This window comes from Sphingomonas sp. RB1R13 (assembly GCF_036663775.1).
GTDB lineage: Bacteria > Pseudomonadota > Alphaproteobacteria > Sphingomonadales > Sphingomonadaceae > Sphingomicrobium.
Genome location: NZ_JAXOJM010000001.1, coordinates 649,699 through 664,508, shown reverse-complemented (window position 1 = coordinate 664,508; position 14,810 = coordinate 649,699). Strand labels below are relative to the sequence as shown.

Genomic DNA, 14,810 nt, shown 5'->3' with positions numbered 1-14,810 from the left:
TTACCGTCACTCGATCCCTCATTCCGATGCGTATTGCAAGCGCTTGCAAAATCCGATTCGAAAAGTCATACGTTTGCCTGTTTTGTACCGGAGACAAGAAGTGGCAGATAGTGAAGTCGAACCCCGGGTGCCTTTTCGTCTCGATCGGCGACCAGGCGTAACGCAGGTCCGCCATCGCTCCGAACCCGAGCTCCTTGCGGCCACCGCCGGCACCGATCGTGATCTTGCCGGTTTCCCCGACGATTACGCCGACATTGTTGACTTCATCGTCAAGATCACCCGGCGTATCTGGGTCGATGGCGCGATTGGCCTGATTTACGATACCTATGACGCCAATTGCGTCGTCTACACCGCCGCCGACGTCGCGCGGGGAGTCGACGTCGTGGTAGAAAACACGACAGTTTCGATGGCGGCCTCTCCCGACCTCGACAATCACTTCCTCAACATCGCATGGAGCGGCAACGCTCGCGACGGCTTCTACACCAGCCACCTTGGTTTTGGCACGGGCCTAAACCTGGGCGACACGATCTACGGCCCCGCAACCGGCAAGAGTGCAACGATCCGCTTTTGCGCCGATTGCATCTCGCTCGGCGGGCGCATCCACACTGAATGGCTGGCGCGCGATAATGGCGCGCTAGTCCGCCAGCTCGGCATCGACCTCCACGACGCCGCTCGGCGAGTGGCGGCGATGCCTCCGCAAGAACTGTATGTACGCGGCGCGCCCGAAAAGCTCGACGGGCAGACCGCGCCGCAACCGCTCGACGGGCCGCGCGATTCGCTCGAGCAGCATTTGCGGCACCTGTTTCATGACCTGTGGAACCGACGGATGTTCGACCAGCTAGCGGTCCATTACGACCCGGGTGCTCGGCTTCATACGGCTGGCGGACGGGTCGGCGAGGGGATTCGCGGCATTCGCGCCCTTCACCTTTCGCTCCTCGCCGCCATGCCCGACGCGCGGATGACCGTCGCCAATGTGTGCTGGTCTGTGGAGGTCGATGGCGTCATCGGTGCGGTAAGATGGGAGCTTGTCGGTACCAGCAGGTCGGGCGGATGGTTCGGCGCGATGCCCGCAGGCGTGCCTTTCGCCATTCCGGGAATGACTCACTGCCGGTTTGGCCCGGATGGCCGGATCGTGGAGGAATGGACAGTGTTCGACGAGGTTGGCGTGCTTGCCCAAGTCTATCGCGCCGCGCCCCTTGCCTAGCGCCGTCCCGCTCGCCCGGCGGATCGCGGCCTACGTCGCGGTGCTCGTCGGTTATCTGTTCTATTGCTATAACTTCAACGTCGTCGACTATGTCCGGCCATATCTCGTCAGTGATTATCACTTCTCGCTGACCCAGACCGCCAACCTGTCGGTGGCGCAGAACATCGGGGTCACCGCAGGGGCCTTCTCATGGGCGGCCTTCGTCGCCTGGGCAGGCAAGCGCAGGGCAGTCGGCGCCATCGCCGCCTCGATCGGGACGCTCGCCATCCTGCAGGCGCTGGTCACGACGTTCCCTTTATGGTTCGGCGTGCGCGGGATGATGGCGGCGGCGCTCGGCGGCTATTATGTCGTCGCCACTGGCCTCGTCGTTGCCCTCTTTCCGGTATGGATCCGGGGCCGGCTAATCGCGCTCAATTCGGCAATGTACCCGCTGTCGAACATCCTGCTCGGCATGCTCGGCGGACGGCTCGGCGACGCGCATTGGCATGTGCTTATGTGGCTCGGCGCCATCCCGCTCGCGGTCGCGCCGCTGGCAATGCTGCTCGTTCCGCGTGACCTTGCCGAAGGTGACGCGGTCGTTCCGACGAAAGAAGAGCCCGGCGGCTGGCGCGAGATGCTGTCGGGCCGACTGCGCTGGATCACGATCGGCTGCATCCTGCTGTCGGGTATCGACTTCAACGCCTACCAATTGTTCGCGTCGTTCGTGACTCTCTACCTCAAGCAGTCGCTTCATTATGACGCAGTCGGGGTCGGCAAGACCGTTGCGCTCCTCGGCAGCGGCTCGCTGATCGGCGGGTTCGGCTGGGCCTGGCTGTCGGACCGCTACGGCCGACGCAGCGCCGCCTCGGGCTATGTGCTGTGCGCGGGCGCCATCGCCGCCTTCCTCTACGGCGGCATGACCGGCGACGCGCTGAATGCGATTGCGGTGGTGTTCGGGGTCGGTCTGTCGTGCACCTCGGCGTGGGGCGTGTGGTTCACCGAGCTTTACCCCGAGCGTCTGCGACCGCACGGCGCCGCCTTATTCCACGCGGGCCATATCATCGCGATGGCGGCGCCGCTGTTTATCGCCATCTTCAGCCCGACGCTGGGCCTGCGCGGAGTGATGCTGTGCGGTGGCATCGTTTATCTGATAGGCGCAGCCATCTGGTGGGCGCTACCCGAGACACTCGGGCGCAACTCTCCTTAGGCCTCGGCGGCGATCTGATCCAGCCCAGCGCGGGTCCGGTCATAGCTTCCGCGTGAGATACCGAGCCGGACATAGCAAGCCGCCGCGATAAGCCCCGGAATGGTCGACAGGATGAAGGCAAATGCCAGGCCGTGCAGGACCGGCTCGGGCACCTGGCCCGGCACCGCGGACTTGGGAAAGGCGATCAGCGAAAGTGCCCAGCCAGCGAGCGCCGCACCAACTGCCTGGTCGATCCGGCCGAAGAAGGTCTGGGTTGAATAAAGCACCCCCTCCTGCCGCTCGCCGTAGCGCAGCTGGTTTTCGTCGGCGATGTCGGCAAGCATCGAATAAAGCGTCGTTGTCATCAGGCTGTAGGGCAAGTGCTGGAGCAGCGAGAAGCTGATCAGGATGACGAGAATCCCGGGGGTCGCCGCGCTGATCAGCCCGAGCCAGCCGAGGAACAGTGGCAGCGCCGGCCCAAGCGAATAGACCGCCACCGCGATCGTCCCGGTCCAGCGCTTGTCGAGGCGGCGGTGGACCCAGGCGACGATGATCGAACCGCACGAGTAGCTAATGAAGCTGCCCAGCGCGAACCAAGTGATCTGGGCGTTGGTCAGCTGCCAGAAATAGGTCGCGGTATAAATCCACAGCCCCCCGCGCACGCCCTGCATCATCGACAAAAAGAACAGGCTGACAAGTAAGATAACATAGTTGCGGTTCGACAAGGCGTGACGCACGTCACGGATGAACGCGCGGGGCGAGAAGCCCTCCATCCCCGGGGGCGCCTTGGGCAGGAACGGAATTCGCTTGCGCGTGCCGAACGACGACGTGAACAGGATGATTACGACCAACACTGCGATGGTGGTCGAGAACAGCGGGTAGCGCGTCGGGTCGAGCGCGCCGTTGGGGAAGCGCTTAGTCGCACCGAAGAACAGGCCAAAGGTCGTCAACCAACACAGCGTGTCGCCCGCCCACAGGAAGAAAGTATTATAGCTCATCACCCGCGTGCGCTCGATATAGTCGCCGCTGAGTTCTCCGCCCAGCGCAAGGTGGGGCGTGTGGAAGGCAGTCAATGCCTGCTGCAACAGAATGTTGAACAGCGCCAGCCACGCGAGTTGCTGCCATTGCAGCAACCCGCTGGGCGGATTGAAAATCGCAAAGAAGGCCAGCGCGACGGGCAAGATCGCGGCGAACATGAACGGATGGCGGCGACCGAGGCGCGAGCGCGTGCGGTCTGACCAGCTGCCGACGATCGGATCGATAATGGCGTTGACCGCGAGCCCTGCGGCGATCGCCATGCCTACTTCCGCGGACGACAGGCCGCGTACCTGGTTGTAGAACAGCATGACGAACTGGGTAGTGGAGGAATATACCACGGCTTCAGCCATACTGCCCACGCCATAAGCAAGCTTGAAGCGGCGGGTCAGCGGTGGCGCGTCCAAAGCAGGCGGGGTATCTTCGTTGATAGCCAGTCCAATCACGTTTAGGGTCGAGCCATGAACCAACCAAGCCTAACCGGCGTTGCATCCGTTTGCAATGCGTTGGCGGGCGCTCCTTGAGCCGACGCTTGACCTCCCAGGACGTGGCACGTGCGGCAGGCGTTTCAGCGTCCGCCGTGTCGCGTGCCTTCACCCCCGGGGCCAGTGTTTCAGCCGACAAGAAGGCACGCATTTTGCGCGCCGCCACCGAGCTGGGTTATCGGCCCAATGTGATGGCACGCGCTGTCGCAACACGGCGCTCGAACGTCGTCGGTCTGATTTTATTCAACGAGACCAATCGCCATTATCCCGAGGTCCTGCTCGCATTGTCGAACGCTTTTTCTGCGGTTGGCGTTCGTATCATGCTGTTCTTGCTGGAGGACGACGACGAGATCGACGAGACCATAGACCACGTCCTGTCCTACCAACTCGATGGGGTAATCACCGCAGCGCCGATCCCCGATGGCGCGCTGCAACAGCTTCGCGCGGCGCGAGTGCCGCTATTGTTCTACAACCGGCCCGGTGCAGAAGGTTGTGCATCGGTCAGCTGTGACCATGTTGCATCGGGTATCGCCATTGCCCGGTACGTGCTGGCGCAAGGTCATCACCGAATCGGCGTCATTCGCGCCTATCGCGATTCTTCCGTTGGAAGCGAACGAATGGCTGGAGTGGAGCAGGAACTGGCACGCGGGGGAGCGGCCATTGTCGCCGAATATCGCGGTGATTTCGACTATGACAGCGGTCTTGCGGCAGTGCTGGACTGGGAAGAGCGCGGCGACGTAACCTTCACTGCGTTAATCGCCGCAAACGATATGATGGCGATCGGAGCGAGGGATGGACTTGCACACCTACTCGGGCGGCGCGTCCCCAACGAAGTTCTGGTCGTCGGCTTCGACGGGATCGAGGCGTCGCGCTGGATAGGCAACGCCATTCCTTCGGTCGCGCAGCCGATTGAACAAATGTCGCTTGCTGCTGCGAGTATGATGGTCGAGCGAATTGCGGATCCAGATCGTCTAGCCGAACGGCGACTATTTGCGGGTCGATTGTCGCAGCCCTCAACCCGAGACCTAAATTCCGATCGCGGCTGGAATCCCAATCATTCCCCGAATGAAGGTTGCAACGCAGGAAATTAACCAGACCTCATCCAATCGGGAGAGAGCCTCGCCAGTCGATCCGGAATCTTTCATGGTTGGATTCGGCCTCGCGTAGTCATTCGGGCGCGTAGTCATTCGGGCAGCACCGACACGCTTACTCTCCGCAGCGTCCGATCAAAAACGCGCCGCCATCTTGATTGCGAACGTTCTCACCATCATGACAGCATAGTTCCTCTACGTACAATCGCTTTGATGGAGACGCGCATGTTCAACTTGGTCAAACGTGCCCTAGCCGCCACCTTCGCTTTCGCGGCTTTCCTTGGTGCTCCCGCTAGCGCGCACCTTACTGCGGGCACCGGTAAGGCAAAGATCGATCCCGCTGCGTCGTTATTTCCCGTGGACAACGGCTCGGGTGACGCTCCGTTCAACGGCGTGCATGATTCGCTTTTTGCGCGCGCACTTGTGCTGGCGCAGGACGGCGTAAGAACGGTTATTGTTGTGACCGATACGGTCAATCTGCCTGACGATGTCTACGGTCGGCTCGTCGTCCGGATCGCTGACCGGTATCGCGTCGCGAAGGACCGGATTTGGCTGACTGCCACCCACGTGCACACAGTGCCGTGGAGCTTGGGCAAGGGTTACGAGCAGACGATCACTGATGGAGTTTTTGCGGCAATTGGCGATGCGCTGAAGACGCCGGAGGCCGTGACGGTCGGGTCCGGTGCAGGCATGGCATTCCTCAACGTGAACCGAGATGAGCGGACAGCAAAGGGGTTCATTCTGGGTCAGGACCCAACCGGTCCGTCCGACAAGACGGTTCGGGTTGTCGGCTTCTTCCGGGCGAACAACACCCCTAAGGCGATCCTCGCCAACTACGCCGTTCACGCCGTGGTCCTACACAGTTCGGTTACCGGTGTTGGTCGGAATTCGCTGATCAGTGCTGACCTTCCCGGTGCGACGGATGACTTCGTCGATGCGCACTATGCCGGCGCGATGACGTTCTGGACGAGCGGCGCGGCCGGTGATCAGAACCCGATCATGATGTCTTACTACGCCGAACCTGGTCCAGACGGGACGTCGGTGCCAACGGACTTGAAGGCGACGGGATTTGCACTGGTTGACCGGTGGGGCCAGAATCTCGGCCTAGAGATTGTCCGAGTGGTCGACGCCATGAGGCCGAAGCCGTTGACTGAGCCGATTCGTGCGGCGCAGACGATCTTGCGCTGCCCAGTGAAGGCCGCTGGTGGGGCACTAAAGCCACTTCGCGTCTCGTGGCTAGGCATCGGCTCGATTGACTTGGTGGGCGTGTCAGGCGAGGTCGGCACGGTAATCGACCACCGCCTGCGCGAACGGACTGGCCGACGGAAACCCATCCTAGTGACCTTGACCAATGGTTACGCCGGCTATCTTCCGGACGATGCCAGTTATACGCGTGGCAATACGTTCGAGGTCGACCACAGCTTCTTCCTACCAAACTGCACCGAGAGCGGCATCATCGATGTAGCCGCGCGGCTGTTGACGCTTTAACTCTTTGCGCATTGCTGAAGATAATCGTCGACCCGAAGCCAGCCGCTTCTGGCGAGCGTCATCAGCGAAACGAACGGCGGGAAGTGAGACGAATTGCCGTCAAGCTGGTTCTGGACCTGCAACGACGCCACCGCTTCGAACCCGATCGGCGTGCCTAGTCAGTCAACGGCTTGCGCGGCGAAAATCTATTGAACCAGCGACGGCACGGTCGAACGCGCCTTGCCGCGCACCTTGTGGCTAGAAATCACCCTGCGATAGGCGCGCCTTACGGGCAGCGCTGGTCGGCAACCGCTTCCAGCTCGATGCGCTCGACCGTCAGGGCAAAATTGCCGTCGGTCTTGAGCCGGAAGGGGTTGCCGACGCTGGTCACTTTCGCCTTCTCATCGGTGAAGCAATGCAGAGGGACGACGATCCGGGTCATGCCCTTGGCCGTCACCAGCTTGCTGATGTCGCGATCGAATCCGGCAAAACTCAGCGTCACCGGGGTACTCGCCGGCTGGTCGATCCGGCCGTGAATGACGAGCGCGAACCCTTCGAGCAGTTCGCGCGACACATCGCCACCGGGCCCCTCGATCGCGACCGATGCGGCACCCGTCCAGGTGAAGGCGAGGCTGTCTTCCTGCGCGGTCAAGTCGACGCTGCGTGCGGACAGCAGTCCGCCGGGGCTGGTGGTGGCGCCGGTCGTCACGGGGCGGGCGCCACCGCTGTCGTTGAGCGTCATCGTCCACGGCGCGAGGGTGCGCCCCTTGGCAAAATATTTGTCGAGGTTAAGCGCGGCGGCAATGTCGATCCCGGGGGCTTCGGCGAGTGCCGAGACATGGGTCGGCCGAGCGTAGCTTTGGCCATAGCCGACCGGGAACAAAGGGCGGATCATCGGCGAACGAGCATCGCGCGGCCAGGCAAAGGACAGGCGTCCGCTGAAGTCCTTTCGGGGGCGACCGTCGCGAGCCGCGATCAGCACGTCGGCGACGCCATCACCCTCGGTCCCGGGCAACCATGCCGCCACAAACGCATCGGAGGCGTTGATCTCCGGCGAGGTGAACAGCGGGCGTCCCGAAAGAAACACGGAGACGACCTTGATGCCGTCCTGCTTCAGGCGTCGGAGCAGTTTGAGGTCGCTGTCGTCTTGCGGGCGGAAGGCGAGGGTGGGGACGTCGCCCTGGAATTCGGCGTAAGGAGTTTCGCCGAACACGACGATCGCGACATCGGGTCTTGCGTCATAGCGGCCGTCGACCGACAGCGTCGCCTTGCCCCCGCTGGCGGCGACCGCCGTCGCGATGCCGTCGAAGATTGTCGAGCGACCAGGAAAGTCGCGCTTGGTCGTGTCGGTCCCTTGCCAAGTGATGGTCCAGCCGCCGGCTTGCTTGGCCATGTTATCAGCGCCGTCGCCGGCCACCAGCACGCGCATGCCGGGGCGGATGGGCAGCACCGATCCTTCGTTCTTGAGCAGGACGAGACTTTCGGCGACCGCCTGTCGCGCGATCGCACGATGCGCGACGGTGCCGATCCGCGACGGGTCATCGCGCACCGGGCGACCGTCGAGCAGGCCAAGCTTGGCCTTTACGCGCAGGACACGGCGCACCGCATCGTCGATCCGCGCCATCGGGATCCGGCCGGCGCGGACGTCCTCCAGCGTATTGTCGTACAGCCCCTTCCAGCTGTCGGGCGCCATGAACAGGTCGAGCCCGGCGTTGTAGGTCTGCGGGCAATGGACGGTCGTGCAGCCGTCGACCTGGCCGTGCGCGTTCCAATCGCCCACCGTCAGGCCGGCGAAACCCATGCGGCCTTTGAGTATGTCGGTGATCAGCGATCGGTTGGCGTGGTTCTTGGTCCCGTTCCAGCTGGAAAAGGAGATCATTACAGTCAGCGCCCCGGCATCGATCGCTGCCGGATAAGCCTGCGCATGGCGGGTGACGAGCTCGGCTTCGGCCAGCTTCGCGTCACCTTGGTCCTTGCCGCCGAAGGTGCCGCCGTCGGCGAGGAAATGCTTTGCGGTCGCGGCGACATGATTGGCGGCGACATGAAGACGGGGCAGCAAAGACCCCTGCAAGCCGAGCGTCATCGCCCGGGCATAGCTCGTAACCAGCGCGGGGTCGGAAGAGTAACCTTCATAGCTGCGGCCCCAGCGCACGTCCTGCGGAACGGCAAGGGTCGGCGCGAAGGTCCATTCGATCCCGCTGGCTGAAACCTCATCGGCGGTGGCCGCCCCGATCCGCTGGATCAGCGCCGGGTCATGCGTTGCGCCAAGGCCGACATTGTGGGGGAAGATCGTCGCGCCGGGCAAGTTGGAGTGGCCGTGGACCGCGTCGACTCCGAACAGGATCGGGATGCCCGACGCCATGCTGTGCGCACGATACTGGCGGACGAGTTCGGCCCAGCGCCCGCTAGTCGCGCGCTCGTCGCCGAACGGGCCGCTGTTGCCCCCCGCCAGGATCGACCCGAGCGGGTAGCGGTCGAGATCTTCGGGTGTGATGGTACTGATATCGGCCTGGATCGTTTGCCCGACCTTCTGCTCGACGCTCATGCTCGCGATCATCCGGTCGATGCGAGCTTCGGTCGCCGAATCGGTGATTGCAGCGGGGCTATGCGCCTTGGGCCAGCGCACGGGATGGGCCGTAGATGAAGAAGCGGCGGCGGCGCTGATGGCGGGGATCGATCCCGCCATCAGTGCGCCGAGCGATGGCAGGAACAGCCGGCCAAGCCCTCCGACCCGAGTGTTCACACGCATTGCCATCCCCCGCCTTTTCGCCTCCGCTCTTCTATGAGAACGTTCCCAAGAGTTGGCACGGTTGCGCGAGCAAGGCAAGTCGCGACGACCGTTGCGGATTGTCGCCACTTGTCTCCATACGAGCAATATGGATAAGGCGTGTCGTCGCCCGCCACGCTTGACAAGGTGAACGTTAACATCAAAGTCGAATGCACAAGGGAAGGCGCGACCAACTGCGGCTCACCAGCATGGAGAAGGCGAACATGCCCCGGGTCACTCACTCGATTGCGTCCGCAATACCACAGAGCCTCCGCACGATAGTCGTGGCATTGTTTCTCGCGGCAAGCGCGACCGCCGCCCCGCCCGCGCCGACGGTGGCGTCGGATGCTGGCTGGCGCATGGTGTGGTCGGATGAATTCGAGGGCAAGCGCATCGACCGTCACAAGTGGGACTTCGATGTCGACTGTGCCGGCGGCGGCAATGAGGAGCGGCAATGCTATACCGCGCGCCGCAACAACGCGCTGGTCAAGGATGGCATGCTGTCGATCATCGCCCGCCGCGAAAGCTGGCATGGTCCGGCCCAGATGCACGGCCAGCCGGCTAAGGACGGGACCATCCAGGAAGCGACCAAGCCGTTCACCTCGGCGCGAATGGTCACCCGCGGGCGGGCATCGTGGCGCTATGGCCGGGTTGAGGTCCGCGCCCGGTTGCCGCAGGGACAGGGCAGTTGGCCGGCGATCTGGATGCTGCCCGAAGAATGGCATTATGGCAGTTGGCCGCGATCGGGCGAGATCGACATTATGGAGGCGGTCAACCTCGGCACTCCATGCAGCACCTGCGCCGGCGGCCGTGAGAACCACGTCCTCGGCACCATTCACTTTGGCGACTTTGCTCCGCGCAACAAATATCTGTCGACCAACGTCGAACTGACCGGTGCAATCGATGAGTTCCACGTCTATGGCATGGAGTGGAACCCCGACCGGATTGTCTGGACGGTCGACGGAAAGCGTTATGCCGAACGCCACATCGGCGAATGGTCGACCCCGGCCTCGCCCGATCGCCACGCGCCGTTCGACCGTCCGTTTCACCTGATTCTCAACCTGGCCGTCGGTGGCCATCTCGCCGAGGAACGCAATCTCCGTGGGGTCGCCGACCGCGGGTTTCCGATGACCATGCAGGTCGACTGGGTCCGCGTCTGGCAGCAAGAAAACGGCGCGGCTTCAACGACCCTGGCCAAGGAACGATAGGTGGCACGCCGCCGCCAGAGCGTGACGATCAAGCATGTCGCTGCCGACGCCGGCGTGTCGCTGCAGACCGTTAGCCGCGTCATCAACAGCGGGGCCAATGTCCACCCCAAGACTAACGAGCGCGTTCAGGAAGCGATCGACCGACTGGGTTATGTCCCGTCGATCGCGGCGCGGCGCATGGGCGGGTCGAGCAGCTATCTGATCCTGTCACTCAACGACCGCGACCGGACGATTGCCGACTGGACCAATCGCGAAGGCGCCGACTGGGTTGACCAGATGCTGTTCGGGGGCATGATCAAGTCGGCCGAACTCGGCTATCGGCTATTGCTCGAACTGGTCGACACGCACAACGACCATGTCGAGCGCGAGCTGCGTGAGACCATCGCCGCGCTCCAGCCCGATGGCGTGATCCTGACCCCGCCGCACAGCGAAAATCCGTTGATTACGACCCTGCTCGACGAAGAGGGGATCAGCTTTGCGCGCATCGGATCGCTCGGGGCGGGGCCGGGAATTGCCCTGACGATGGACGACGAGGAGGCCAGCAGTCTCGCGACGCGCCATCTCATCGCACTCGGCCATCGCCGCATCGGCTTCATTGCCGGATCGAACGAATATTCGCTCAGCGCGCGGCGCGTCGCGGGGTGGCGTGACGCAATGGCACAGTCGGGCCAATCGGTCGCAGAGCTGCTCGCCCCGGGCGACTTCAGCTATGCGTCGGGTGAACAGGCCGCCGCTACGCTGCTGTCACTGGCCGATCCGGCGACCGCGATCATTGCCAGCAACGATCAGATGGCGCTGGCGACGCTAAGCGTCTGTAACGCCCGCGGAATGGTGGTGCCCGACGACCTCTCGCTGATCAGCTTCGACAACACGCCGATCGTCCGTTTTGTCCAGCCGCCGCTGACCGCGATCGACCAACCGATTGCGCAATTGGCATCCAAGGCGGTCGAGCTGATCGTCACGGCGCATCGCGGCCTTGGCGTGCCCGATTGCCCGGTGGTTGTCCCGGCCAGTCTAGTCGAGCGCAAGTCGACGGCGCCACCGCGCCCCGCCAACCCCCGCTAGACGCAGCACCAAACAATGAAAAACGGGCCAGGGTCACTCGACCCCGGCCCGCTTTCATGTCGATCGGGAAAACCCGATCCTAGAAGTCGAAACGCGCGAGTACCGTGTAGCGGCGGTCATTGCGGAACGCGGAGCGCGTTGCTCGGGTACCCTTGAAGTCGATCACCTGCGAGGTGCGGGTGACTTCGTCGAGCAGGTTAACGCCCTGGACCCCGAACTTGATCTGCTTAGTCGCCGCGACGAAGACCGAGGCGTCGAGTTGGCCCGTCGCTTCGCCATAGATTGGCGAGAAAGGGAAGATCACATCACGCGGGGTCTGCAGGAAGTCCGAGCGCCAGTTGTAGGCAACCCGGGCCGACAGCGGACCCTTTTCGTAGAAGGCGACGGCATTGATGGTGTGCTTGGAAACACCCGCCAATGGCAGACCGCCGGACAGCGGGCTCTGCTCGGCGCCGAGCGACGAATTGTTGAAGTCCTTCGCATCGACATAGGTGTAGGTAAGCTGCGACCCTAACCCGCTCAGGAAGCCGGGCAGGAAGCCATAGGTCTGCTGATAGGAAACCTCGACCCCCTTCAGACGCCCGCCGTCGGCGTTGACCGGGCCATTAACCAGCACGTCAGTGCTGACCCCAGAGGGACTGGTGAAGCGCCGGACGACCGCACCGCTATTGACGATGCCCTTAATGTCCTTGACGAATGCCGAGATGGCGAGCGAACCGACCTTGTTGAAATACCATTCGAACGACAGGTCATAGTTCCACGACTGGACCGGCCGGAGTAGGCGGTTGCCGGTTCCGATCTGGAACAGCGGTCCGGTATCGAGCGTGCCGCCGGCCTTGAGGTTGAAGGTATTATCGGAGATCGCACCGCCGGTCGCGAAGGCCGACAAATCGGGTCGCGAAATCCCCTTGGACACCGCGGCTCGGATCAGCATGCCGTTGCCGAAATCGACCTTGGCGTTGAAGCTTGGCAGCCAACTGCGGAACTTGATCGTCGAGCTGTCGTCCAACGTTTCTCCGGTGAAGACAGCTGCGAATTCGGCAAGGCGCGCGGGCGTCAGGCTGCAATAGCCCGGCGCCACTTGACCAGGCTGGATCCGACCGCACGCGGCCTGGAGTTCGCCGACGCTGACGATGCCATCGCCATTGCCGTTGGGCGCTGCGTCGAAGAACTGGCCCGACGGGAAACCGATGGTCCCGCCGCTGCGGATCTTCGTCTCAACAACGCGAACGCCGATATTGCCGACCAGCGTGGTCCGGCCGCCAAGGTCCGCGCCAAAGTCAGCCCGCGCATAACCGCCGAGCGTCTTTTCACCGACATCGGAAATTTCGCCAACGGTCCACGGTCCGCCGGGGACCAAGTTGTTGCGCGCCAAGATCGGATGCCATGCATTGGGCGTCAGCGTGAAATCGGTGATCGCGCCGGCCTGCTGGGTGATGGCGCCGTTGAGATAATCCGAAACCAGATTGTCCCCGCCGAAATAGAAGGCCGAGCCATTGCCGAACGGCACGGGCGCGCCGCCGCGCTGGAAATTGTCGCCGAAGGGATTGACCAGCTGCGACGAGCCCGGGAAGTCCTTCACATAGGCACCGCCGCAGCCAAAGGCCTGATAGTCACCGCAGTTCCAATTGCCGCCACGACCCGTCCACGGCGCGCCCAAATTGCCCCAATTGCTGAAATTGGCATTGCGCGTGACGCGATTGCGGTCGCTCCAGCGTGCGCCAAAGCGGACCTTCTTGAGGAAGCCATCGTTGCTGACATCATAGTCGCTGTCGATCCGCAGGCTGTTGAGCTTGCCTTCGTTACGCACCTGGTTGTCGAGCAGAAACCAATAAAAGGTCTTCGCCGGATCGTTGAAATAGTCGGCCGAAGAGCCGGTCGAGCCAGGCACAAGGAACTGCACCTGCGGGGTCTTGCCCGTGTTGTCGATGGCAAGATCGGTGTAGGTCTGCATCGCACCGATGAAGCCGGTTTCGGTCCGGTCGGAACGGAGATGCTGACCTTCGACATTGAAGCGCAGGCGGTCGGTCGCATTGAACTTGAAATTAGCCGAGTAATCCTCGGTCATTGCCTTGTCCCTGCGCTGGAAGCGCAGCAGCTCGGTCGGGATTCCCCGCCCGCCGGTGAACGGCTGGAGCTGCGTCAGCGTGCCCTTGACGAACTGGCCATTTTCGAACGTCGGCGTCGTCCCGGGCGCGATGACCGGGAACAGGCCGTCGTCGTTGACCAGCGCGAGCGCAGAATATTCGTCGAGCGATCCCTTGGTCTTGGCCCGCAGATATTCGAACGTCAGCAGCGCGCGACGGTCGCTGCTTTCCCACTGACCAACCGCAGAAAAGGCGTTGCGGTTGCGGACGAGGTTGGTGGTGCGAACACCTGCTCCCTTCGGCACGAACACCGTTCCCGCGGGCGGGAAGTTGGACGCGTCATATTGCTGGCTTCCGCCGAACCCGCCCGACCCGACCGGTCGGACGCGAATGCATGGGCCATCCAGCGTGATCGCACGATAGCAGGGGTCGGTGATCTGCGACGCATCGGTACGCGTCACCAGTTTAGACTGGGCATAGGCCAGCTGGATCCCGAAAGTGCCAATACCTGTCTCGAAGGTCTTCGATCCGAGCACGGAGAAGCCTGGCGACCACTTCTTCGCAAGGTCGCCATAGTTGGCCTCGAGCGTGCCCGAGATATGAAAGCCCCTGCGATCCAGCGGCTTGCGGGTGACGAGATTGACCGTCCCCGAAATCCCCCCGTCGATCATGTCGGCGGTGGTGTTCTTGAACACTTCAACCCGGCCGAGCAATTCGGGCGAGACGTCGTTGAACGACAGTTCGCGGCCACCGTTGGCGGAGAAGATGTCGCGGCCGTTAAGCTCGGAGCGGACGAACGGCAGGCCACGGATGATCACGCCCGACCCCTCCACCGAGAAACGGTCGGGATCGTTGCGCTGTTCGAAACGGGAGATGTTGACGCCGGGAACGCGCTGCAGTGCTTCGGCGACGGAACGGTCAGGCAGCGCGCCAATGTCCTCGGCCGAAATGACGTCGACGAAGGTGTCGGCGGTGCGCTTGATCTTCTGCGCGCTTTGGAGGGATTTCTTGTAGCCGGTGACCACGATCTCTTCGCCGTCGGGCGCAGCGTCGGTCTTGTCCTTGGCTGCGGGGACGGTAGTTTTTGCCTGGGCATAGGCAGGCTGCGCGGCAAGGGCGCACATTGCAAAGGTTGAAGCGCTGGTCAGTGCCGCAATGCGGCGCAGGCGCCCCGCCATGGTTTCAAAGCTGCGAGCCAATTTAGCCTCCCCCTTACAACGCCATGGGAGGTGTTTT

At 62.9% G+C, this 14,810-nt stretch carries 10 protein-coding genes; 6 read left to right on the top strand and 4 right to left on the bottom strand.

The annotated features are described in order from the left end of the window. The first annotated feature begins 100 nt into the window (after positions 1 to 100). A complete protein-coding gene (locus U1700_RS03130) occupies positions 101 to 1,204 on the top strand; it encodes a nuclear transport factor 2 family protein (RefSeq protein ID WP_332750056.1) in 1,104 nt (367 codons plus the stop codon). Next, positions 1,197 to 2,390, top strand: a complete 1,194-nt coding sequence (locus U1700_RS03125) for an MFS transporter (protein WP_332750055.1) — start codon at positions 1,197 to 1,199, stop codon at positions 2,388 to 2,390. The genes U1700_RS03130 and U1700_RS03125 overlap by 8 nt, the downstream gene beginning before the upstream one ends. On the opposite strand, the gene U1700_RS03120 is transcribed toward U1700_RS03125, so the two are convergent. Beyond that, on the bottom strand, positions 2,387 to 3,811 hold the full coding sequence (locus U1700_RS03120) for an MFS transporter (protein ID WP_332750053.1): 1,425 nt from the start codon (positions 3,809 to 3,811) through the stop codon (positions 2,387 to 2,389). The two genes, U1700_RS03125 and U1700_RS03120, sit on opposite strands and share 4 nt — an antisense overlap. Positions 3,812 to 3,951: 140 nt before the next feature. On the opposite strand from U1700_RS03120, the gene U1700_RS03115 reads away from it, so the two are divergent. Both U1700_RS03115 and U1700_RS03110 read left to right on the top strand, forming a co-directional pair. Further along, positions 3,952 to 4,980 (top strand): LacI family DNA-binding transcriptional regulator, encoded by a 1,029-nt coding sequence (locus U1700_RS03115; RefSeq protein ID WP_332751117.1) that lies wholly within the window; start codon positions 3,952 to 3,954, stop codon positions 4,978 to 4,980. Positions 4,981 to 5,205: 225 nt separating this feature from the next. Further along, positions 5,206 to 6,468: a hypothetical protein gene (locus U1700_RS03110; RefSeq protein ID WP_332750051.1), complete on the top strand. Its 1,263-nt coding sequence runs from the start codon at positions 5,206 to 5,208 to the stop codon at positions 6,466 to 6,468. Here U1700_RS03110 and U1700_RS03105 read toward each other — a convergent pair. Both U1700_RS03105 and U1700_RS03100 read right to left on the bottom strand, forming a co-directional pair. After that, a complete protein-coding gene (locus U1700_RS03105) occupies positions 6,465 to 6,599 on the bottom strand; it encodes a hypothetical protein (protein WP_332750049.1) in 135 nt (44 codons plus the stop codon). The genes U1700_RS03110 and U1700_RS03105 overlap by 4 nt on opposite strands. Before the next feature lie 134 nt (positions 6,600 to 6,733). Continuing rightward, a complete protein-coding gene (locus U1700_RS03100) occupies positions 6,734 to 9,196 on the bottom strand; it encodes a glycoside hydrolase family 3 protein (RefSeq protein WP_332750047.1) in 2,463 nt (820 codons plus the stop codon). A 302-nt stretch (positions 9,197 to 9,498) separates the two neighbouring features. On the opposite strand from U1700_RS03100, the gene U1700_RS03095 reads away from it, so the two are divergent. Then, positions 9,499 to 10,422, top strand: a complete 924-nt coding sequence (locus U1700_RS03095; RefSeq protein WP_332750045.1) for a glycoside hydrolase family 16 protein — start codon at positions 9,499 to 9,501, stop codon at positions 10,420 to 10,422. Next, entirely contained in the window at positions 10,423 to 11,487 is a 1,065-nt protein-coding gene (locus U1700_RS03090) for a LacI family DNA-binding transcriptional regulator (RefSeq protein WP_332750043.1), read from the top strand. A 79-nt stretch (positions 11,488 to 11,566) separates the two neighbouring features. Here U1700_RS03090 and U1700_RS03085 read toward each other — a convergent pair whose 3' ends face one another. After that, positions 11,567 to 14,773, bottom strand: a complete 3,207-nt coding sequence (locus U1700_RS03085; RefSeq protein ID WP_332750041.1) for a TonB-dependent receptor — start codon at positions 14,771 to 14,773, stop codon at positions 11,567 to 11,569. Between the last annotated feature and the right edge of the window lie 37 nt (positions 14,774 to 14,810).